At 70.3% G+C, this 21,902-nt stretch carries 18 protein-coding genes; 13 read left to right on the forward strand and 5 right to left on the reverse strand.

The window, feature by feature from the left end:
• Positions 1-3 precede the first annotated feature (3 nt).
• Both cofD and ACFYO0_RS44385 read right to left on the reverse strand, forming a co-directional pair.
• Complete coding sequence (cofD, locus tag ACFYO0_RS44380) at positions 4-963, reverse strand: 2-phospho-L-lactate transferase (protein ID WP_388687622.1); 960 nt, start codon at positions 961-963, stop codon at positions 4-6.
• 117 nt (positions 964-1,080) lie between these two features.
• Entirely contained in the window at positions 1,081-1,614 is a 534-nt protein-coding gene (locus ACFYO0_RS44385; RefSeq protein WP_388687623.1) for a cysteine dioxygenase, read from the reverse strand.
• 702 nt (positions 1,615-2,316) lie between these two features.
• Here ACFYO0_RS44385 and ACFYO0_RS44390 point away from each other — a divergent pair.
• The 3 genes from ACFYO0_RS44390 (at position 2,317) to ACFYO0_RS44400 (ending at position 8,027) form a co-directional block, all read left to right on the forward strand.
• Entirely contained in the window at positions 2,317-2,580 is a 264-nt protein-coding gene (locus tag ACFYO0_RS44390; protein ID WP_119102212.1) for a WhiB family transcriptional regulator, read from the forward strand.
• A gap of 171 nt (positions 2,581-2,751) precedes the next feature.
• Positions 2,752-6,504: a glycosyltransferase gene (locus ACFYO0_RS44395; protein ID WP_388687625.1), complete on the forward strand. Its 3,753-nt coding sequence runs from the start codon at positions 2,752-2,754 to the stop codon at positions 6,502-6,504.
• A complete protein-coding gene (locus tag ACFYO0_RS44400) occupies positions 6,501-8,027 on the forward strand; it encodes a DUF5719 family protein (RefSeq protein ID WP_388687627.1) in 1,527 nt (508 codons plus the stop codon). The genes ACFYO0_RS44395 and ACFYO0_RS44400 overlap by 4 nt, the downstream gene beginning before the upstream one ends.
• Before the next feature lie 106 nt (positions 8,028-8,133).
• Here ACFYO0_RS44400 and ACFYO0_RS44405 read toward each other — a convergent pair whose 3' ends face one another.
• A complete protein-coding gene (locus ACFYO0_RS44405; protein WP_386341034.1) occupies positions 8,134-8,595 on the reverse strand; it encodes a metallopeptidase family protein in 462 nt (153 codons plus the stop codon).
• Between the two features lie 385 nt (positions 8,596-8,980).
• Between ACFYO0_RS44405 and ACFYO0_RS44410 the strand changes: the two genes are divergently transcribed.
• The 9 genes from ACFYO0_RS44410 (at position 8,981) to ACFYO0_RS44450 (ending at position 19,279) form a co-directional block, all read left to right on the forward strand.
• On the forward strand, positions 8,981-9,352 hold the full coding sequence (locus ACFYO0_RS44410) for a DUF3499 domain-containing protein (RefSeq protein ID WP_388687629.1): 372 nt from the start codon (positions 8,981-8,983) through the stop codon (positions 9,350-9,352).
• A gap of 178 nt (positions 9,353-9,530) precedes the next feature.
• Positions 9,531-11,147, forward strand: a complete 1,617-nt coding sequence (locus ACFYO0_RS44415; RefSeq protein WP_388687630.1) for an L-lactate permease — start codon at positions 9,531-9,533, stop codon at positions 11,145-11,147.
• 116 nt (positions 11,148-11,263) lie between these two features.
• Positions 11,264-12,628: a phosphomannomutase/phosphoglucomutase gene (locus ACFYO0_RS44420; protein WP_388687632.1), complete on the forward strand. Its 1,365-nt coding sequence runs from the start codon at positions 11,264-11,266 to the stop codon at positions 12,626-12,628.
• A gap of 278 nt (positions 12,629-12,906) precedes the next feature.
• Positions 12,907-13,077, forward strand: a complete 171-nt coding sequence (locus tag ACFYO0_RS44425) for a Trm112 family protein (protein WP_388687633.1) — start codon at positions 12,907-12,909, stop codon at positions 13,075-13,077.
• 39 nt (positions 13,078-13,116) lie between these two features.
• Positions 13,117-14,244 carry an SIS domain-containing protein gene (locus ACFYO0_RS44430; RefSeq protein ID WP_388687635.1) on the forward strand — a complete coding sequence of 376 codons (1,128 nt, stop codon included), beginning with the start codon at positions 13,117-13,119 and terminating at the stop codon, positions 14,242-14,244.
• A gap of 128 nt (positions 14,245-14,372) precedes the next feature.
• Positions 14,373-15,524 (forward strand): mannose-6-phosphate isomerase, class I, encoded by a 1,152-nt coding sequence (gene manA / locus ACFYO0_RS44435; RefSeq protein ID WP_388687637.1) that lies wholly within the window; start codon positions 14,373-14,375, stop codon positions 15,522-15,524.
• Between the two features lie 143 nt (positions 15,525-15,667).
• Entirely contained in the window at positions 15,668-16,645 is a 978-nt protein-coding gene (locus ACFYO0_RS44440; protein WP_388687639.1) for a cation diffusion facilitator family transporter, read from the forward strand.
• A 463-nt stretch (positions 16,646-17,108) separates the two neighbouring features.
• Positions 17,109-18,566 (forward strand): adenosylhomocysteinase, encoded by a 1,458-nt coding sequence (gene ahcY, locus ACFYO0_RS44445; RefSeq protein ID WP_388687641.1) that lies wholly within the window; start codon positions 17,109-17,111, stop codon positions 18,564-18,566.
• A gap of 98 nt (positions 18,567-18,664) precedes the next feature.
• Positions 18,665-19,279 carry a hypothetical protein gene (locus ACFYO0_RS44450; RefSeq protein WP_388687643.1) on the forward strand — a complete coding sequence of 205 codons (615 nt, stop codon included), beginning with the start codon at positions 18,665-18,667 and terminating at the stop codon, positions 19,277-19,279.
• A 21-nt stretch (positions 19,280-19,300) separates the two neighbouring features.
• On the opposite strand, the gene ACFYO0_RS44455 is transcribed toward ACFYO0_RS44450, so the two are convergent.
• A complete protein-coding gene (locus ACFYO0_RS44455) occupies positions 19,301-20,311 on the reverse strand; it encodes an RDD family protein (protein ID WP_388687645.1) in 1,011 nt (336 codons plus the stop codon).
• A 117-nt stretch (positions 20,312-20,428) separates the two neighbouring features.
• Between ACFYO0_RS44455 and ACFYO0_RS44460 the strand changes: the two genes are divergently transcribed.
• Positions 20,429-21,436: a stage II sporulation protein M gene (locus ACFYO0_RS44460; protein ID WP_388687647.1), complete on the forward strand. Its 1,008-nt coding sequence runs from the start codon at positions 20,429-20,431 to the stop codon at positions 21,434-21,436.
• Positions 21,437-21,635: 199 nt separating this feature from the next.
• Here the strand turns inward: ACFYO0_RS44460 and ACFYO0_RS44465 are convergent.
• The coding region (locus ACFYO0_RS44465; RefSeq protein WP_388687649.1) for a hypothetical protein at positions 21,636-21,902 on the reverse strand (267 nt) is incomplete at its 5' end.

Here is a 21,902-nt window from a genome sequence, read left to right on the forward strand (position 1 = left end):
CGTTCAAGCGCCCTCCACCTCCTCCGCCAACGCCAGCGCCTCGCGGGCGATCCGGGTCGCCGCGGCCAGGTCGGTCATCAGGAGGGGGACGGCACGGCAGCGGATGCCGGCGGACTCCACACGGTCCACAGCGGAGGCGTCGACCGTGTCGACGAGCCAGCCGTCGAGGAGCCCCGATCCGTAGTGCTCGGCGACCGCGGCGGCCGTGGACTCCACGCCGATGGCCGCGAGGACCTTGTCGGCCATGCCGCGCACGGGCGCGTCCCCGACGATGGGGGAGAGGCCGACCACGGGCACGCCGGCGTCGGCGATCGCCTCCCGGATGCCGGGCACGGCGAGGATCGTGCCGACGGACACGACGGGATTCGACGGCGGGAAGATCACCACGTCGGCCGAGGCGATCGCTTCGAGCACCCCGGGCGCGGGCTTCGCCTGGTCCGCGCCGACGGGCACCACCGCGTGCGCGTCGACGGAGGCCCGCAGCCGTACCCAGTACTCCTGGAAGTGAATGGCCTTGCGCTCGCCGTCCACCTCGACGGCCACATGCGTCTCGACACGGTCGTCGGTCATGGGGATCAGCCGGACCCCCGGCTTCCACCGGTCGCACAGCGCCTCCGTCACGGCGCTGAGCGGATATCCGGCGCCCAGCATCTGCGTACGGACGATGTGCGTCGCGAAGTCCCGGTCACCGAGCCCGAACCACTCGGGCCCCACCCCGTACGCCGCGAGTTCCTCTTTGAGGTGGAAGGTCTCGTCGGCCCGCCCCCAGCCCTGCTCTTCGTTGATGCCGCCTCCGAGCGTGTACATCACCGTGTCGAGGTCCGGGCAGACCTTCAGCCCGAAGAGATGGATGTCGTCCCCGGTGTTCCCGATGACGGTGACCTCCGCGTCCGGCACCGCCTGCCGCAGACCACGCAGAAACCGGGCACCGCCGATGCCGCCTGCCAGAACCACAATGCGCATTGGAACAGTGTGTCAGCCGCCAGGCTGACTCGTTGAGGGGTGGTGGTCGGGCGACGGGAGGGACAGTCTTGCAGGCGGGTACGACAACGCGTCAGCCGGTCGCCTCAGCCGGTCGCCTCAGGCAGTGACGACATTCCCGTGCTCTTGTTCCGCGTGCTCCTGCGGACGCGACGCGGCGCAGCGGGTCGCGTGCGCGTGCATCGGCATCTCGGTCAGCCCCGGATAGTAGACGTGCAGGCTTATGGCCGGCTCGAGCGAGTCGTTGACCACCTCGTGGACGTACCCCGGCGCGAACACCTTTTGGGCGCCGGCCCCCAACGCGCGGGTGCCGCGCTCCGTGCGCTCCGTCAGTGCGCCCTCCAGGACGGTGAACACGCCGGAAGAGCGGCCGTGGTCGTGCAGCCCGCTGCCCTGCCCGGGCACCCAGGAGAGCAGCCACACCTCGTAACCGGGGCCGGTGCGCAGCCGGTGGTACCACCGGGACGTCGCGTCGTACTGGACGAGGTGCTCCCACTGGGAGCGGTCGGCGGCGATGGAGCGGGCCAGTCCGACGAACTCGGCCACGGTGGCCGGATGCTCGCGCGGCGCCTGGAGGAGGTGCGGGACTTCAAGGATGTCGCCGGCGATCTGAAGGTCGCTGTCGCTGTTCATGGAGTGCGGTGGTTCCTCGGCTGAAGAGGCGTAAGGCCTGTGCTGGAGATCTGGAGGCGCCCTCGTAACGGGCGGAAGGGACCAGCGGCCAGGTACCGGTGGACTACGGGCGGACCTGGCGGCAGCGGGAGCGCTGGGAAAGGCTCAACAGCTGCGACAACAACAGCTACAGCGGGCATGGGCAGCACCGAGGGACCCGGCGGTGCGGGTCGAGGTGAGCGCCAAGTTCGCGAGCATGCCCCCAAGGACACCGGTTCACACCTTCACTGTCAACTCGATGCCCGGTATGCAGGAGATGTTTCACCTCATCCGGTTCCTCTGGACGGGGAAAGGTTTGTTCTGGAGTCCGCCGGGACACATGGCGCAACAACCGGGCACACAAACCTCGTTGCGATCCTGTGATCGGAATGTGATCCAGCTCGCTTCGTGCGTCGGCCGGAACGAGATCGAACTCCCGGGCGTCCTTCCCTGTACAGGTCCTGTGCGGGGCGGCAGTCCCGACTGGGCCTCTTCCTGCTGTCAGGGTTTATGCCGATTTGAACACTTTCCGCATAGCCTTGGTTCCGCAGAGTGAATAAGGGGCCCAATAGCAGATCTCGGCTTGACTCGCCCGGAGCAGCACACTTGTAATTTCACTCGTGTCGTTCAGCCGGAATCGGTAACGGCAGCATCACGGGGACGCGAGACGGACGAGGGGCGCACATGACCGAGCTGTTTCAGGAACTGCTGGTCGACGAGGCCGACGAGGAGCTCGGTTGGCAGGAGCGGGCGCTCTGCGCGCAGACCGACCCCGAGTCCTTTTTTCCCGAGAAGGGCGGCTCCACCCGCGAGGCCAAGAAGGTCTGCCTCGCCTGCGAGGTCCGCTCCGAGTGCCTCGAGTACGCCCTCGCCAATGACGAGCGCTTCGGCATCTGGGGCGGTCTGTCCGAGCGTGAACGGCGCCGCCTGAAGAAGGCCGCCGTATAGGGGCTCGTCCAGGAGATCTCGTACCGAACGGCCCGTCGCAGGTGGGTTATCCACAGGCGGCGGGCCCCACTGTTGTCCAGCCGTTAGTGTGGGCCTCCGTCCGAGACGCCCCAGTGCCCACACAGGGCATGGGCGTCCACCGCAGTCCATCGAACCGGGGCCTGTACCTCGATGTCCGCGCACAGCCATCCGGCAGCTCAGTACGACGCTGCCGCCGCAGCGTTCGACCCGTCACGCCCGGCGGCGTTCGACCCGGCCCGCCCGGCGGCGTTCGACCCGGCCCGCCCGGCGGCGTTCGACCCGGCCCGCCCGCCCGAGTTTCCGAGGCACGTGGTCACCGCCGTGCTCGTCTCGCACGACGGTGGCCGCTGGCTGCCCGACGCCCTCGCTGGGCTGCTCGGTCAGGAACGCCCTGTGCAGAACGCCGTGGCGGCCGACACCGGCAGCGCTGACGACTCCGCCCGGCTGGTAACCGAAGCGCTCGGCGCCGACCGGGTGCTGCACCTCGCCCGGCGCACCGGCTTCGGCCAGGCCGTCGACGAGGCCGCCCGCACCGCCGGCGCGCTCACTCCGGACGACCTGCCGTACCTGAAGCGGCCCAGCGGCTGGGACCCGGTGAACCGCACCTGGCGCGACGACGCGTACGACATGCCGGAGCTTCCGCACGGCGAGCCCGTCCAGTGGCTATGGCTCCTGCACGACGACTGCGCCCCCGAACCCGACAGCCTGGCCCAGCTCCTCCGTGTCGTCGAGAACGAGCAGGAGCTCGGCAAGGACGTCGCGATCGTCGGACCCAAGCTCCGCGGCTGGTACGACCGCCGGCAGCTCCTCGAGGTCGGCGTCACCATCGCCAACAGCGGCCGCCGCTGGACCGGCCTGGACCGGCGCGAACAGGACCAGGGACAGCACGACCACGTACGGCCCGTGCTGTCCGTGTCCACGGCCGGCATGCTGATCCGCCGCGACGTCTTCGAGCAGCTCGGCGGCTTCGACCGGCGGCTGCCCCTGATGCGTGACGACGTCGACCTGTGCTGGCGCGCCCAGGCCGCAGGGCACCGCGTCCTCGTCGCCCCCGAAGCGGTCGTACGCCACGCCGAGGCGGCCTCCCGCGAGCGGCGCACCGTCGACTGTGTGGGCCGTACGTCCGCCTCCCCGCACAAGGTGGACAAGGCGGGCGCCGTCTACACGCTGCTCGTCAACTCCCGCAGCGCCGTGCTGCCCTGGGTCCTGCTGAGGCTCGTGCTCGGCACACTGCTGCGCACCGTCGCGTACCTCGTCGGCAAGGTCCCCGGACAGGCCGTCGACGAGATCCGAGGTCTTCTGGGGACACTGCTGCGGCCCGAGCGGATCATCGCCGGGCGGCGCAGGCGCGGCCGTCCGCAGGTCGACAACGGGGAGCTGCGCGAGCTGTTCCCGCCGCCGGGTGCGACCGTGCGGGCCACCATCGAGCAGGTCGCGGGTAATCTCGTGGGCAGCTCCGATCCCGAGCTGACCACGGCCGGCCGGCACGGCGGCGCCGTCGAGTCCGGGCCCGGCGGAGATGACGCCGACTTCCTGGAGATCGAGCAGTTCGCCCGGCTCAAGCGCGTCGCACGCAAGCCCGGCCCTGTGCTCTTCGTAGTGCTCCTCTTCGCCGCGCTCATCGCCTGCCGGGAACTGATCGGCGGCGGTGCGCTCGCGGGCGGCGCCCTCCTGCCCGCACCCGCCGACGCATCCGCGCTCTGGGCGCGATACCTGGACGGCTGGCATCCTGTCGGCGCCGGTGGCACCCAGTCCGCGCCGCCCTATCTGGCGCTCGTCGCGCTGCTCGCCAGTGTGCTGTTCGGCTCCACCGGGCTCGCGGTCACCGTCCTGCTCGTCGGCTCCGTGCCGCTGGCCGGTTTCGCCGCGTACTTCGCCTCCCGGCCCCTGGTCCAGTCGCGACTGCTGCGTGCCTGGGGATCCATCGCGTACGCCTTCCTGCCCGCCGCCACCGGAGCGCTCGCGGGTGGCCGTATCGGCACCGCCGTGCTCGCCGTCCTGCTGCCCCTCATCGCGCGCGCGGGCATCGCGGCGAGCGGCCTCGCCTCGACGGCGGCACGCGGCAGCTGGCGTGCCACATGGGCGTACGCGCTGCTGCTGACCCTGGCTACCGCCTTCACGCCGATCGTGTGGCCCATCGCCCTGGTGCTGGGCCTCGCGCTGCTGGCCGTGCGCCGCGGCGAGATCGTCGCCTACGGGCTGCGCTTCCTGGCCCAGGTCGGCACTCCGCTGCTGGTCCTGGCGCCCTGGTCGCTGTCACTGCTGCCCTTCGGCTTCTTCCAGGAGGCAGGCCTCGAGTTCGGAGAGGGGGCGGCGTCCGCGCTCGACCTGCTCGGTGGCAGCCCGGGCGGCCCCGGCACCGTCAGCGGGCTGATGCTCAGCGGCATCGTGTGCGCCGCGCTCGCCGCCCTGCTGCGCGCACAGCGTCAGTTGGAAATCTGGACGGCCTGGGCGGCAGCCCTTGTGGGGCTGGTTTTCGCCGTCCTGTCCAACGGTTCCACCTGGGCCGGGCCCGCCACGCTCGTCTACGGCCTCGCCCTCCTCGCCGCCGCCGCGCTCGGTGCCGACGGGGCACGCTCGCGTGTGGCCGAGCAGAGCTTCGGCTGGCGTCAGCCGGTCGCCGCGCTCATCGCGTTCGCCGCCGCCGCCGGACCGCTGCTCGTCGCCGCCGGGTGGATGATCGGCGGCGCGGACGGGCCCCTGGAGCGGCGCGACCCCGTCCAGGTGCCCGCGTTCGTCGCCGAGGAGAGCAGCACCCGCGACCAGGCCCGCACCCTCGTCCTCGACAGCGACTCGACCGCCCGGGTCGGCTACACGCTCGTACGCGGCTCCGGCGCCAGGCTCGGCGACGCCGAACTGGCCACCGCGGACGGAGAGAACAAGAAGCTCGAGTCCGTGGTCGCCAACCTCGTGGCCGGTTCCGGAGCCGACCAGGCCGACCAGCTCGGCGGGTTCGCCGTGCGCTACGTACTCGTGCACCAGGGAGCGCCCCGCGAGGTCAGCCGCGTCCTGGACGCCACGCCCGGACTGACCCGGCTGAGCCAGCAGGACGGCAGCGCCCTGTGGCGCGTGGACCGGCAGGTCTCCCGCGCGGCCATCGTTCCCGCCTCAGGCGACCCGCAGCCCATCGCCGCCGGACCCGTCGAGGTGCACACCACGATCCCTTCCGGCACCGCGGGACGCGTACTGCGGCTCGCCGACACCGCCGACGAGGGCTGGACCGCCACCCTCGACGGCAAGCCGCTCACAAGGACCACGCTCGACGGCTGGGCGCAGGGCTTCGAGCTGCCCGCCGGTGACGGCCGGCTGGATGTCACCTTCGAGTCGCCGGCGCTCCACACCGGCTGGCTGTGGGCCCAGGGCGCGCTGGCTGTCGTCCTCGTGGTCCTCGCCCTGCCCGGCCGGCGCCGCGACGTCGACGACGACCTCCCGGAGGAGCCGGCCGTCCCCGCCCAGCCCGTCTCCGGCGAGGGCCGCAGGGCCCGTCGGCTGCGCGCCCAGGCCGAGGCAGAACAGACGGCCCAGGAGGACCAGTTCACGCCCGATGCCCCGCCTCCTCCTCCGGAGGAGCCACCGGTCCCGGCCGCCGTCCCGCAGCAGCAGCCCTATAACGAGTGGGAGGCGACGGCGTACGCGGGCACGGGCTCGGAGTACGGCGCGTACGGCGATCAATACCAGGGTGCCCAGCAGTACCAGGCGGGCACCTATGAGCAGCAGCCGTACCAGGGGGACTCGTACCAGGCAGGCCAGTACGACCCGTACGCGTACGGGTCGGGGACCCCGGCCTACGACCCGACGCAGCCGTACGCCCAGGGGTACGAAGCGCCGTACGACCCCGCGCAGCAGCAGCCGCAGCCGCCGCACGGCACCGACCGTGAGCGCCCCGACGGGAGCCAGCAGTGAACCGCCCCACCGTGTCCCTGATCGCCACCGTGGCCGCGCTCGCCGCCGTCGCCGGATTCGCCTCCCTCACCGAGCCGGAGGCCTCCGGCTCGGACACGGCGGCGAAAACGGCCACCCAGATGCCTGTGGAGCGCACCAGCCTTCTCTGCCCGGGGCCCAGCGCCTCGGACGTCGCCGAGACCGCGTACACGTCGTTCACGCCCGTCACGGAGGGCGCCGAAACGAACGGCAGGGCCGAACTCGCCCCGGCGGGCGAGGAGTCCGCGGACGGCTCCGAAAACGGCGACAAGGAGAGCGGCAACAGCGACGACGGCGACAAGGAGGCGGCCAAGAAGCCCGTCCTGACGCCGAAGGAGCCCGGCAAGCCGGTCACCGGAGAGGTGTCCGGTGCCGACGCGCCCGCACTCCTCGGCACCGCCGAGGGCGGCTTCGCCCCCGGCTGGACCGTCCAGCAGACCACCGAGGTCCCGTCGGGCACCGGCCGCGGCCTGCTCGGCGCCAACTGCACGGCTCCGGACACGGAGTTCTGGTTCGCGGGCACCAGTACGGCCGAGGAGCGCACCGACTACGTGCACCTCACCAACACCGACGACTCCGCCGCTGTCGTCGACATCGAGCTGTACGGCAAGGACGGCAGCCTCAAGTCGGCGTCGGGTGAGGGCATTCAGGTCCAGCCGCAGTCCACCGAGCCGGTGCTGCTGTCCACGCTGATCGACGAGCAGCAGAGCGACCTCACGGTGCACGTGACCGTCCGCAGCGGCCGGGTCGCCGCCACCGCGCAAGCCCTCGACGACAAGCTCGGCGGCGACTGGCTGGCCGCCTCCGCCGACCCGTCGGGCAGCCTCATCCTGCCGGGCATCCCCAAGGACGCCACCTCCGTACGTCTGGTCGCCTTCACGCCCGGCGACCTGGACGCCGACCTGAAGGTGCAGCTGGCCTCACAGTCCGGGCTGATCACGCCCGCCGGCAACGAGACGCTGCATGTGAAGGCCGGTATGACGGCCGCCGCGGACCTCGGCGACGTCACGCGCGGGGAGGCGGGCTCCCTGGTGCTGACGCCGACCGAGGAGTCCGTGCCGGTCGTGGCCGGGCTGCGGGTCGTGCGGGGCAAGGGCGACAAGCAGGAGACGGCGTTCATCCCGGCCACCCGCCCGGTGGGCACGCGCGCGACGGTCGCCGACAACCGCGCCAAGGGCTCCACGCTCTCCGTGGTCGCCCCCGGCGAGGCCGCCGAGGTCAAGGTCACCGCCTCTGCCGGCAGCGAGGGTGGCACGGCCACGAGCAAGACGTACAAGGTCAAGGGCGGTACCACTCAGGACATCGAGGCGCCCGTTCCCAGCGGCCTCAAGGGCTCGTACGCGCTGACCGTCGAGCCCCTCTCCGGAGGCCCCGTCTACGCGGCGCGAACGCTGGAGATCCCCGAGGGCGGCATACCGAGGTTCACGGTCCAGACCCTGCCGGACGACCGGGGGATGGTGGCGGTGCCGGACGCGGAGCAGGATCTCTCGGTATTGCAGAAGTAGGGGCGCGCGGGATTTTCGGCCTCCACGCGCGCGTGCGGCTTGTTTCGGCCGCTACGCGCCCATGGCCTCGTACGCGATGCCCCTCTGGATGTCGGTCCTCTGGAAGTCAGTCCTCGCCGTACCGGGGATCCACCGTCTCCGGAGTCAGCCCCAGCAGCTCGGCGACCTGCTCCACCACGACCTCGTGGACCAGGGCGGCGCGCTCGTCGCGTCCCTTGGTGCGGATCTCGACCGGACGGCGGTAGACGACGACGCGTCCGGGCCGGCCGTCGTGCGCCGCGATCGTGCCGCCCAGGGGTACCGCCTCGTCGCTCCAGTCCCCGCCCCTCTTCGGTTCGAGGCGTGGCACCTCCAGCACCACGAACTCGATGTCGGCAAGCTGCGGCCAGCGCCGCTCCAGCCGCTCCACGGAGTCCTGCACCAGATCCGCGAACACCTCGGCCCGGCTCGCGGCGAGCGGTACCTGGGGCGGCGCGACGGGTCCGCGCATTCCCCGGCCGTGGCGGTCACGACGGCGGGGCCTGGGGTCGGCGGCGCGGGGCGATACGGGGGGTACGGGGTTGTCCATCACTGACGAAGCGTAGTCCTCGTCCGGTCGGGGTGCCCTGCCTCCACGCGGCTGCCCGACCGCCTCCGCGTGCGCTGCCGGACCTCCACGGACAGGTCCCACCACGCGCGTGCGGCAGTCGCGGGACATGTCGCTTGATGACCATTCCAGCCAAGCTTGGGCTCGTTTCCGTATCTCTACGAACCGTCGAACTCACGGTGGTTGACATGATTTGTGCCAAGTGGTGATCGGATCCAGGCTGTCCGGTATTTCGGCAAGGCGTGTACGTGCAGGTCAGCCGGACTCGTGCGGATTTTCGTGTGGCCGGTGTCACAGCACGACACGGTGGGGTGACCTGGGGAAGATCCGTCGCGGCCCGCTCAAGAGTGCGGTACCGTCCAACGTCGTGAGCCCTGTACGTCGCTGTTCGCGCACCGCTTGCGGCCGCCCCGCCGTCGCGACGCTGACGTACGTCTACGCCGACTCGACCGCCGTCCTCGGCCCGCTCGCCACCTACGCCGAACCCCACTGCTACGACCTGTGCGCCGAGCACTCCGAGCGCCTCACCGCCCCGCGCGGCTGGGAGGTCGTCAGGCTCACAAACGGCTCCGCTCCCTCCCGCCCCAGCGGCGACGACCTGGAGGCGCTCGCCAACGCGGTGCGTGAGGCGGCCCGGCCCCAGGAGCGCGCGGCGCAGGCCGGCGGAGCGCGCGGTGCGGACCCGATGGAGGTCGCACGCCGCGGCCACCTGCGGGTACTGCGCTCGCCGGATTCCTGACCTCTCGTTCAACCGCCCGTCCCCGACGGGAACTTCACTCGGTGCGCTTACGGTGCGCATTTTCACGCCGTCCTGTACGGGCATGTCGTACGGGCATTGACGAGTACTTGTCGCGGACACGACCATTCCCTCACCCGTGAGAAATTGCCTTCCGCATCGCGGAATTCGGGGAGGTTCTGTGTACGTCCAGGAACTGGAGCCCGTGGCCGGCTCGCTCGGCCTGTCCGCGTTAGTCGCGGCTCTGCCCCTCGTCCTCGTCCTGGTCCTGCTCGGCGGCGTCCGCATGAAGGCGCACCTGGCGGGACTCATCGGCCTCGCGGCGGCGGCCCTGGTGGCCTGCTTCGCGTACGGCATGCCCCTCGGCCAAGCGGTCTCCAGCGCCGCACAGGGCGCCGTCTTCGGCCTCTTCCCCATCCTGTGGATCGTCGTCAATGCCCTGTGGGTGTACCGGATGACCGTCCATACCCGGCACTTCGACATCCTGCGCCGCTCCTTCGGGCGGCTCTCCGACGACCCGCGCATCCAGGCGCTTGTCGTCGCGTTCTGCTTCGGCGCGCTCCTGGAGGCCCTCGCAGGCTTCGGCGCGCCTGTCGCGATCTGCTCGGTCATGCTGGTCGCGCTCGGCTTTGAACCCGTCCGCGCGGCCGTGGTCGCGCTGGTCGCCAACACCGCGCCCGTCGCCTTCGGCGCGATGGGCACGCCAGTCGTGACGCTCGCCCAGGTCACCGGACTGCCCCTGGACTCGGTGGCCTCCGTGGTGGGCCGCCAGACGCCTCTGCTGGCCCTCGTGGTGCCGCTTGTGCTCGTCGGTCTGGTGGACGGGCGGCGCGGACTGCGCGAGACCTGGGTGCCCGCCATGGCGTGCGGAGTGGCCTTCGCCGTGGCCCAGTTCGCCGCCTCCAACTACCTTTCCGCCCAACTCGCCGACATCGGCGCCGCCCTGGCCGGAGCGGGCGCCCTGGTGGCGATGCCCCAGGCACGCAGGCCCGCCGCCGAGCCCGTACGCGTGGCTGTCCTGACCGGCGTACGCAGTGAGGACCTGGACGAGGAGGACCCGCGCCCCGAAGTGGTGCGGGCCTACGCGCCGTACGCCCTGATCGTCGCGATCTTCTCCGTGGCCCAGATCCCCGCGGTGAAGGACTTTCTGGCAAAGGCGACCCGCACCTTCGACTGGCCCTTCCTGAACGTCGCGAACCCGGACGGGGAGCCCGTCAGCGGCAATGTCTTCTCGTGGCCGATCGTCTCGACCGGCGGCACGCTCGTGCTGCTAGCCGGTGTGGGCACGGCGGTCGTTCTCGGGGTGCACGCGCGCGTGGCCGTCAAGGAATGGGCGGCCACCGTCCACGAGTTGAGGTTCGCGATCCTCACCGTGACATCCGTCCTGGCGCTCGCGTACGTCATGAACCTCTCGGGGCAGGCCGCCACGATCGGCTACTTCGTGGCTGCGGCAGGGGCGGGGCTCGCCTTCCTGTCACCGGTTCTGGGGTGGTTCGGTGTCGCCGTCTCCGGGTCGGACACCTCAGCCAACGCACTCTTCGGGGCCCTCCAGGTCACCGCGGCACGGGAGTCCGGGCTCTCACCGGAGCTCCTCGCGGCCGCCAACAGTTCGGGCGGTGTCCTGGGGAAGATGATCTCGCCGCAGAACCTGACCATCGCATGCGCGGCCGTCGGCCTCGCGGGCCGCGAAGGGGACCTGCTGCGCAAGGTGCTGCCATGGAGCCTCGGGCTGCTGCTGGTCATGTGCCTGATCGTGGTCGGGCAGAGTTCCGTCGTACTGGAGTGGATGCTTCCGTAAGTCCTGGCGCAAGTCCTGGCACAAGTCCCGGCGCGATCTCTCGGAGACCGCCCGGTCCAGTGTCGGTCCGGGCGGGTAGTTTGGGGGCACCGATGAGGAATCCAGGAGGGTTGGCCGTGGCTGCTGATCTGTCGCAGATCGTGAAGGCGTATGACGTACGCGGGGTGGTCCCGGATCAGTGGGACGAGCCGCTGGCAGAGCTGTTCGGCGCGGCCTTCGCGCAGGTGACGGGCGCGAGCGCGATCGTGGTCGGGCACGACATGCGGCCCTCGTCGCCGGGCCTGTCGCGGGCCTTCGCGCGTGGGGCGACGGCGCGCGGCGTCGACGTGACCGAGATCGGACTGTGCTCGACGGACCAGCTGTACTACGCGTCGGGGGCGCTGAACCTGCCGGGTGCGATGTTCACGGCCTCGCACAACCCCGCGCAGTACAACGGCATCAAGATGTGCCGGGCGGGCGCCGCCCCCGTCGGCCAGGACACGGGCCTCGCCGACATCCGCGAACTCGTCGAGACCTGGGCGGACTCCAGCGCCCCGGAGCCGGCGGCCACGCCCGGAACGATCACGCAGCGCGACACGCTGGAGGACTACGCGGCGCATCTCCGCTCCCTCGTCGACCTGACCTCCATCCGCCCCCTGAAGGTCGTCGTCGACGCGGGCAACGGCATGGGCGGGCACACAGTGCCCACCGTCTTCGCCGGGCTCCCCCTCGAACTGGTCCCGATGTACTTCGAGCTCGACGGCACGTTCCCGAACCACGAGGCCAACCCGCTGGACCCGGCGAACATCGTCGACCTCCAGAAGCGCGTACGCGAAGAGGGCGCCGACCTCGGCATCGCCTTCGACGGCGACGCCGACCGCTGCTTCGTGGTCGACGAGAACGGCGGCCCGATCTCGCCGTCCGCGATCACCGCCCTGGTCGCCTCTCGCGAGCTGGCCAAGCACGGCGGCAAGGGCACCGTCATCCACAACCTGATCACATCGTGGTCGGTACCAGAGGTGGTCCGGGAGAACGGCGGCACGCCGGTACGCACGCGCGTGGGCCACTCCTTCATCAAGGCCGAGATGGCCAGGACCGGCGCCATCTTCGGCGGCGAGCACTCCGCGCACTACTACTTCGCCGACTTCTGGAACGCCGACACGGGCATGCTCGCCGCCCTCCACGTCCTAGCGGCCCTCGGCGGCCAGGAGGGCCCGCTGTCGGGACTGGTCGCCCAGTACGACCGCTACGCCGGCTCCGGAGAGATCAACTCCACGGTCGACGACCAGAAGGCCCGCCTCGCCGCGATCAAGACCGCGTACGAGGGCCGCGAGGGCGTCACCCTCGACGAACTCGACGGCCTGACGGTCTCCTCCGACGACTGGTGGTTCAACGTCCGCGCCTCCAACACAGAACCCCTGCTCCGCCTGAACGCAGAGGCCCGCGACGAGGCAACGATGACGAAGGTACGGGACGAGGCACTGGCGATCATCAGAGGCTGAGCGCCCGCCCGCGGTCCGAGGCCGGGCCTTCGGCCGCCTCCCGCTCCTCAATCGCCGGACGGGCTGATTCTCAGCCCGTCCGGGGGCACCTCCCAGCGGTAGCCGGGGGAGATTGAGGACGAGGCCGTCAGGCCGATAACGGGAGGGTCTGGGGCGGAGCTCCCGGTCTCGGGAAGGGGCGGGCTCGGGGAAAGAAGCACCGCCCAGCACCCCGCCCCCCACAGCGGTACTCTGACCAGGCCACATCCGCCCACATTCCACCCCGAAGGGACCCCCAAATGCCGCTGGAAGCCGGCCTCCTGGAGATCCTCGCCTGTCCGGCCTGCCACGCCCCACTCAAGGAGCAGGACACCGAGCTGGTCTGCACATCCCAGGACTGCGCCCTGGCATACCCGGTCCGCGACGGCATCCCGGTGCTCCTGATCGACGAGGCCCGCCGCCCCGCGTAGACCCCAAAGACAGCGACCGGCGCCCGGAGGCTGCCCCAGATGCTCGACGAATCTCTGCTCGACGACCAGGAGGCGCTCGCCCGCGCCGACCGCCGCGAGCTGCTCCGCGGCGCCGCAGAAGCAGGCGCCCGCGTACGCACCGCCGTCCGGCACGCCGCCGAGGCAGGAATCGCCGAGCTCAAGCCGGACGGCCGCCCAAGGGCCATCCTGATCGCGGGCCCCGGCCTGGCCGCCATCGGCGTCGCCGACCTGCTCGGCTCCCTTGCCGGAGCCGCCTGCCCCGTCACCCGGCTCACACCGGGAGGCGTGGCCCCCGCCGCGGGCGCCCTCCTCTGGGAGCTGCCCGGCTGGGCGGGCCCCGTGGACCTGCTCCTGATCGCCACGCCCGACGGCAGCGAACCGGGCCTGTCGATCCTCGTCGAGCAGGCTTACCGACGCGGCCTCACCGTCGTAGCCGTCTGCCCGCCCCACGCCCCGCTGACCGAGGCGCTCACGGCCGCCCATGGCCTTGCCGTACCGATGGCAACCGCCCCCTACGAGCCGCAGGCACCGGCCGCCGCCTCGGCCCCCGGTTCGCTGTGGGCACTGCTCACCCCGCTGCTCGTGCTGCTCGACCGCACCGGCCTGCTGTCCGCCCCGCCCGACGTCCTGCAGAAGGTCGCCGACCGCCTCGACCACGTCGCCGAACGCTGCGGTCCGGCCATCGCGACGTACAGCAATCCCGCCAAGACGCTCGCAGCCGAACTCGCCGAGGCGCTCCCGGTGATCTGGACCGAGGGCCAGTCCGCGGGCCCCGCGGGACGCCGCTTCGTCGCCGCGATGGCGGAACTCGCGGGCCGCCCCGCGCTCACCGCCGAACTCCCCGAGGCGCTCGCCGCGCACAGCGTGCTGCTCTCGGGCGCGCTGGCGGCCGGCGCCGACCCCGACGACTTCTTCCGCGACCGCGTCGAGGAGGCACAAGCCCTCCACGCGCGCGTGGTCCTACTGCGCGACCGCCCCGCCGGAGGCCGCACCGCCGCTCCCGCCGCCCGCGACCTCGCCCTCAGCCACGACACCGCGATCAGCGAACTCGAACCGGAGGACGGCAGCGACCTGGAGACCCTCGCGGAGCTGATCGCCATCACGGATTTCGCGGCCGTTTACCTGGCGCTCACCGCGGGGGCCTGATGCTTGCCCAGCGGCGGATCACCGTGACTGCCGCGAACTGGCCGAGCCCTGTGACAGCCGTGAACAGGCCGACCGCCGTGAATACGTGAACACGTCACCGCGTGAACAGAGAGCGCAGAGAGAACCCCATGGACCGCCTCGACAACACCATCCGTCCCTATGCCTGGGGCTCCACCACCGCCATCCCGCGGCTCCTCGGTGTCGAGCCGACCGGCGAACCGCAGGCCGAAATGTGGATGGGAGCCCACCCCGGCGCGCCCTCCCGCACAGCCCGCGGCCCCCTCACCGAGCTCATCGAGGCGGCTCCCGAGCGTGAACTGGGTACCGAGACGGTCGCCAAGTTCGGCCCGCGCCTGCCGTTCCTCCTCAAGATCCTCGCCGCCGGCGCCCCCCTCTCCCTCCAGGTGCACCCCGATCTGGCCCAGGCCAAGGAGGGTTACGAGGACGAGGAGCGCCGCGGCGTCCCGATCGGCGCCCCGCACCGCAACTACAAGGACGCCAACCACAAGCCCGAACTGATCTGTGCGCTCACGGAGTTCGACGGCCTGTGCGGATTCCGGGCTCCGGCCGAGGCCGGGGATCTGCTTGCCGCCCTGGAGATCGACTCCCTCAAGCCGTACGTCGACCTGCTGCACGCCCACCCCGAGGACGCCGCCCTGCGCGAGGTACTGACAGCCGTCCTGTCCGCGGACCCCGAGCAGATGACCACGACGGTCACCGAAGCCACCGCGGCCTGCACACGCCTGGGCGGCCCGCACGCCCCGTACGCGGAGATCGCCCACCACTACCCGGGCGATCCGGGCGTCATCGCCGCGATGCTGCTCAACCACGTCCGACTCCAGCCCGGCGAGGCCCTGTTCCTCGGCGCCGGCGTCCCGCACGCATATCTGAACGGCCTCGGCGTCGAGATCATGGCCAACTCCGACAACGTCCTGCGCTGCGGGCTCACCCCCAAGCACGTGGACGTCCCCGAACTCCTGCGGATCGTCCGCTTCGAGGCGAGCGATCCGGGCGTACTGCGCCCCGAGGCGTCCCCCGACGGCGAGGAGGTCTACGAGACGCCGATCGACGAGTTCCGCCTCTCGCGCTATGTCCTTCCGCAGAGCACCGCGGCCCACGAACTCACCCTCCGCACCCCGCAGATCCTCCTGTGCACCGCGGGCTCGGTACAGGCGGGCGAGCACGCTCTCACGCCTGGCCAGTCCGTATTCGTACCGGCGGGCGAAAAAGCCGAAGTGTCCGGCACTGGCACGGTCTTCCGGGCCACTGTCGTGACCTGAGACAGCCGTCGTAATGGCCAGGGCGACGGGCTGATGCACCACTGTCGGACCGGGCTGCAACAATGGCCCACCGCAAAAGGCGGGCAAAGCCGGGTCGGCAGACGGAATGCCCCGGACGGCAGACGAAGGGACATCGGGAACACATGAGCGCGTCAGGCGGCACCAAAGCGATCGTGGCGGCACTGCTCGCCAACCTCTCGATCGCGGTAGCGAAGTTCGTGGCGTTCCTCTTCAGCGGCTCCTCGTCGATGCTCGCCGAGTCCGTGCACTCACTCGCCGACTCCGGCAACCAGGGCCTGCTGCTCCTGGGCGGCAAGAAGGCCCAGCGCGAGGCGACCCCGCAGCACCCCTTCGGCTACGGCCGCGAGCGCTACATCTACGCCTTCCTCGTCTCGATCGTCCTCTTCTCGGTCGGCGGTATGTTCGCGATCTACGAGGGCTACCAGAAGATCAAGCACCCGCACGAGATCGACCACTGGTACTGGCCGGTGGGCGTCCTCGTCTTCGCGATCATCGCCGAGACCTTCTCCTTCCGGACGGCCATCAACGAGTCCAACGTCCTGCGCGGCAAGCAGTCCTGGAAGGAGTTCGTACGCCACGCCAAGGCGCCCGAGCTGCCCGTCGTCCTCCTGGAGGACCTGGGCGCGCTGGTCGGTCTGATCCTGGCGCTCGGCGGCGTGAGCCTGGCGCTGGCCACCGGCGACGGCGTCTGGGACGGCATCGGCACCCTCTGCATCGGCGTTCTGCTCATCCTCATCGCGATCGTCCTGGCCGCCGAGACCAAGTCGCTCCTCCTCGGTGAGGCCGCCGGAGTGGAAGAGGTCAAGAAGATCGAGGCGGCCATAGTCGACGGCGACACGGTCACCGGCATCATCCACATGCGCACGCTCCACCTCGGCCCGGAGGAACTCCTGATCGCCGCCAAGATCGCCGTCGAGCACGACGACACGGCCACCGAGATCGCCGCCGCCATCAACGCCGCCGAGTCGCGCATCCGCGAAGCCGTCCCCATCGCCCGAGTCATCTACCTCGAGCCCGACATCTACAGCGAAGCCGAAGCAGCAAAGGGCTCAGACGGCGAGGCCGCCCCGAGCGGCCCGGCCAAGCCAGCCGAGCACTGATCCCTCCGGCACGGTTTTCCGTGTGAGGAGGGGCCCGCCCTCTGCTTCGCACGCACGCAGGCCCGCCGAACCGCCAACGGTTCGGCGGGCCTGCGTGCGTTCTGACAGACGAACCGCCGCCGGACATTTTCGGCCCCGATCGAACCTTGAGCGCAGGAAGGTAAGTTGCCCTCTGTTCCTGACCTCGCAGCCCTCCTGCAACCCACCTCCTTCGTGCCTCCGTTCCCCGCCTCCGTGTCTCGATCTGGCCGGAGGCGGACTGGGGTCCGCTGGGCCGATCGGTGTAGGTTCGTACACTGAGCCAGACGTCGCTGCTGATGGCGGTCGGGCGGCCCGTGCGGGCCGACCGAGGGAGAGAGGGCCTCCGACGGACTGCGCTGCGCACAGGCGTCGGGCATTCGTATGCTCGACACCGCGCAGATCAGCCGTACCCACCCTCGACCCAATCCGAGGAGCAGCTCGCATGACGACTGTCGAAAACCGACAGGACTTCAAGGTCGCCGACCTCTCCCTGGCCGACTTCGGCCGCAAGGAGATCACCCTCGCCGAGCACGAGATGCCCGGCCTGATGGCGATCCGCAATGAGTACGCCGAGGCGCAGCCCCTCGCGGGCGCCCGCATCACCGGCTCCCTGCACATGACCGTGCAGACCGCCGTGCTCATCGAGACCCTGGCCGCCCTGGGCGCCGAGGTCCGCTGGGCCTCCTGCAACATCTTTTCCACGCAGGACCACGCCGCCGCTGCCATCGCGGTCGGCCCGAACGGCACGCCCGACAACCCCCAGGGCATCCCGGTCTTCGCCTGGAAGGGCGAGACCCTGGAGGAGTACTGGTGGTGCACCGAGCAGGCTCTGACCTGGCCGAACACGCCCACCGGCGGTCCGAACATGATCCTGGACGACGGTGGTGACGCCACCCTCCTCGTCCACAAGGGCGTCGAGTACGAGAAGGACGGCAAGGTCCCGTCCGTCGACACCGCCGAGAACGACGAGCACCGCGTCATCCTGGAGCTCCTCAACCGGACGATCTCCAACGGCTCGCAGAAGTGGACCCAGCTCGCCTCGGAGATCCGCGGCGTCACCGAGGAGACCACGACCGGCGTCCACCGCCTGTACGAGATGCAGCGTGAGGGCAGCCTCCTGTTCCCGGCGATCAACGTCAACGACGCCGTCACCAAGTCGAAGTTCGACAACAAGTACGGCTGCCGCCACTCCCTGATCGACGGCATCAACCGCGCCACCGACACCCTGATCGGCGGCAAGACCGCGGTTGTCTTCGGCTACGGCGACGTGGGCAAGGGCTGCGCGGAGTCCCTGCGCGGACAGGGCGCCCGCGTGATCATCACCGAGATCGACCCGATCTGCGCCCTCCAGGCCGCGATGGACGGTTACCAGGTCACGACCCTGGACGAGGTCGTCGACAAGGCCGACATCTTCGTCACCACGACCGGCAACAAGGACATCATCATGGCCTCGGACATGGCCAAGATGAAGCACCAGGCGATCGTCGGCAACATCGGCCACTTCGACAACGAGATCGACATGGCCGGCCTCGCGCAGATCCCGGGCATCGTCAAGGACGAGGTCAAGCCGCAGGTCCACACCTGGAAGTTCCCCGACGGCAAGGTGATCATCGTCCTCTCCGAGGGCCGCCTGCTGAACTTGGGCAACGCGACCGGCCACCCGTCGTTCGTGATGTCCAACTCGTTCGCGGACCAGACCCTGGCCCAGATCGAGCTGTTCACCAAGCAGTCCGAGTACCCGACCGACGTCTACGTGCTCCCCAAGCACCTCGACGAGAAGGTCGCCCGCCTGCACCTCGATGCACTCGGCGTGAAGCTCACCACGCTCCGCCCCGAGCAGGCCTCCTACATCGGTGTCGAGGTCGAGGGCCCGTACAAGCCGGACCACTACCGCTACTGAGCACCCTGCCGAGCAGCGGTACCACCGCTCGGCTCACGGATGTCAGCAGGCCCTCGCCGCCATGGCGGGGGCCTGTCCCCGATGAGGACCGAACCCCCATGCCCCGCGGCCGATATTCGCTCCATGATCCGCACCACCACACCCCCCTCGCTGAAGAGCGCTTCCACTGTGCGCCCGGCCCCTCCGGCTGGCGCTACGTCTCCCAGGTGACCACCCCCTCCGGCGACCCCGCCGGTTCGGTCGACCTCGCCCTCGACGACCTCGGCCGCCCCATTCGTCTCGAACTCCACGCTGCGAGCTGGCAGGTCCGAGGCGCCGCCCTCGACGGCGTCACCTGGGTCCGCACCGACCCCACGGGAACTCACGCCACCGAAGGCAATGTCCGAGCCCACGCCTTCACCGGCACATCCCCCGCATTCCTCATCGCCACCGCACGTCTGCTGCGCCTCACCCCTGATTCCTCCGCCACTCGCGTACGCCTCGTCGCCTTCACTGACCCGGTCCTGGCCCCGCGCACTGTCGACCAGTCCTGGGCTCTGATCAAAAGAGAAGCACACGCCACTGACAACGACCCCCTGACGGTGGACGAATACCAGGTCACAGCCCTGGACACGGGCGAGCAGCACACTGTCCACCTCTCCGGCGACGTCGTGCTCTCCGCACCCGGCATCGAACTCGAGGATCTCGAGTCCCCGCCGTCGACGTTCCGCTGACCGCCCACAGGACGTCCAGGGTCACGCGGGCGGTACGAACCCGGTCGCGGGGCGTTGGTTCCCGGCATCCTGCGGAGCTGCGGCGGAGGCCCTCTGCTCGGCTGGCGCCGTCGACTCAGAGCCCGAGGGGCGAACCGCTGGGCCCGCGCTTGAGGGATAGGCGGAGTTCGGCGGCTGCATCGCCGGGTGGGAAGCAGAATCGGCGGGTGGCATCCGGGTGGCGGCTCGGTCGGCCGATCCAGCCCCGCTTCCGCCCCCGACAGGCCCATCGCCGAAGGACGCTCCGCCGCCGAACGCCCGCCGGGCCTCCCGCACCTGCCGCTCGTGCATCACGGCCGCCAGATACGCCGCCGATGGCACTCCCTGCGGCGCCGGAGCCCCGGTGCGCTCCGCGACGTCGGCCGCGAGCCGCTCCGCCATCGCCCCACCGACCTGCGGATCCAACTGCTGCATCCGCGTCAGATACTGCCGAACCGCAAGCCACAGCCCATCGGGAACCGCGGACAGATCAAGCCCGGAAAACCGCCCCGCGAGCCAAGGCGGAGGAGGAGGAACGAAAGGCGTACGCCCGGCGGGAATCCGCTCCCGCACGACCAGGGTCCCCGCGAACACATCACCGAGCCGCCGCCCCCGAGCCGACACGAGCGACGCGAAGCACGCCACGATCCCGAGCGTCATCAGGATCTCGACCACACCGACCGCCCCACGCACCAGCGCATGCCGGAACCGGATCGGCCCGCCGTCGTCCCGCACTACCCGCAGCCCGCACGCCAGCTTCCCGAGCGAACGCCCATGACTGAGCGTCTCCACCGCGATCGGCCCGCCCACCAGCACAAGGAGGAACGCCGCGATGGACACCGCCGTCTGCGCCGCCTCATCGAGACCGGCCGTGGAGACCACAAGGGCCACCGTCACAGCGACGTACGCGGCCATCGCCGCCACCAGGTCGATCAGCACGGCCAGCGCCCGGCTCGGCAGCTTCGCGGGGCGCAGCTCCAGTGCCACCGCCTCGCCCGTCACAAGCTCACTCACGCCCGCCGTCCTTCCCCGAACTGCCCTGAGAACAGCCAGTCTGCCAAGCTGAGGGCACATCGCGCCGCAGTGCGACAAGCTGACCACACGACGAGCAGCCGAGGAGCAGCCAACCCGATGGACCTCGACGTCTTCGTGTCCGCCCACCGTGCCGAGTGGGACCGGCTCGACGCACTACTGCACCGCCAGCGCCGCCTCACGGGCGCGGAGGCCGATGAACTCGTCGCCCTGTACCAGCGCACGGCGACCCATCTCTCCCTGATCCAGTCAAGCGCCCCGGACCCCCAACTCACCGGCCGCCTCAGTCAACTCGTGGCACGCGCGCGTAGTGCCGTAACAGGCACACGCCGAGCCTCCTGGCGCGACGTCACCCACTTCCTTGCGTACGGTTTCCCCGCCGCGGTCTACCGCTCACGCCACTGGTGGGTCCCCACAGCGCTCCTCTCCACCGCGGTCGCGGCCATCCTGGGGTGGTGGATCGGCACCCACCCCGAGGTCCAGTCCTCGATCGCGGCCCCCAGCGAGCTACGAGAGCTCACCCGCCCCGGCGGCCAGTACGAGACGTACTACTCGAGCAACCCCGCGGCATCCTTCGCAGCCCAGGTATGGACGAACAATGCCCAAGCCGCAGCCATGTGCCTCGTTCTAGGTGCCTTCTTGGGCCTGCCGGTCATCTGGATCCTCTTCCAGAACATGCTCAACCTGGGCGTGGGCATCGGCCTGATGTCCTCGGCGGGCCGCCTCGACACCTTCCTGGGACTCGTCCTCCCGCACGGCCTCCTGGAACTGACCGCCGTATTCGTAGCCGCAGGTACGGGTCTACGCCTCGGCTGGACCCTGATCGACCCAGGCCCCCGGTCCCGTCGTGCGGCCCTCGCCGAAGAGGGCCGCGCCGCCCTGGGCATGGCGATAGGCCTCGCCCTGGTCCTCTTCGTCTCCGGCGCCATCGAAGGCTTCGTCACCCCGTCCGGCCTCTCCACCTGGGCCCGCATCACCATCGGCATCGCCGCTGAACTGGCCTTCCTTGCGTACGTCTACGTCCTGGGCGGTCGCGCGGCACGAGCCGGCGCCACGGGCGACGTCGAGGAGACGGAGCGCAGCGCCTCCGTACCGACCGCCGCCTGATGTGCAGGCACTCCATCCGAGGTGCTAACCTCGTACCTCGCCCCACGGGAGCCGTTGACACGGGACGTGTGGGGAGGTAGATTTACACAGTTGCGCGGAGCTGGACAGCTTCGATAGCGGCAGTGAACGTCTATCTATCCGCTTCTCGGGATCTACTTCCGGAGAAGCCCCTCCCGATTATTCAGGAACGAGTGGCCGGTCAGTCCGGTCGAAAACTTCTGATAAAGTCGGACCCGCCGAAAGGGAGCCGCAAGGCTACTGAATAGGCAAGGCCCTCCAACTGGCCACCGAAGTAAATTCCGAGCCGGAAACGGCACGGAAATGCTTCTGGTAAGGTTGGAAACACCGAAGGGAAGCCCGGAGGAAAGCCTGCGAGGGTGAGTACAAAGGAAGCGTCCGTTCCTTGAGAACTCAACAGCGTGCCAAAAATCAACGCCAGATATGTTGATACCCCGTCTCCGGCCAT

Source organism: Streptomyces sp. NPDC006365 (assembly GCF_042870755.1).
Classification (GTDB): domain Bacteria; phylum Actinomycetota; class Actinomycetes; order Streptomycetales; family Streptomycetaceae; genus Streptomyces; species Streptomyces xiangluensis.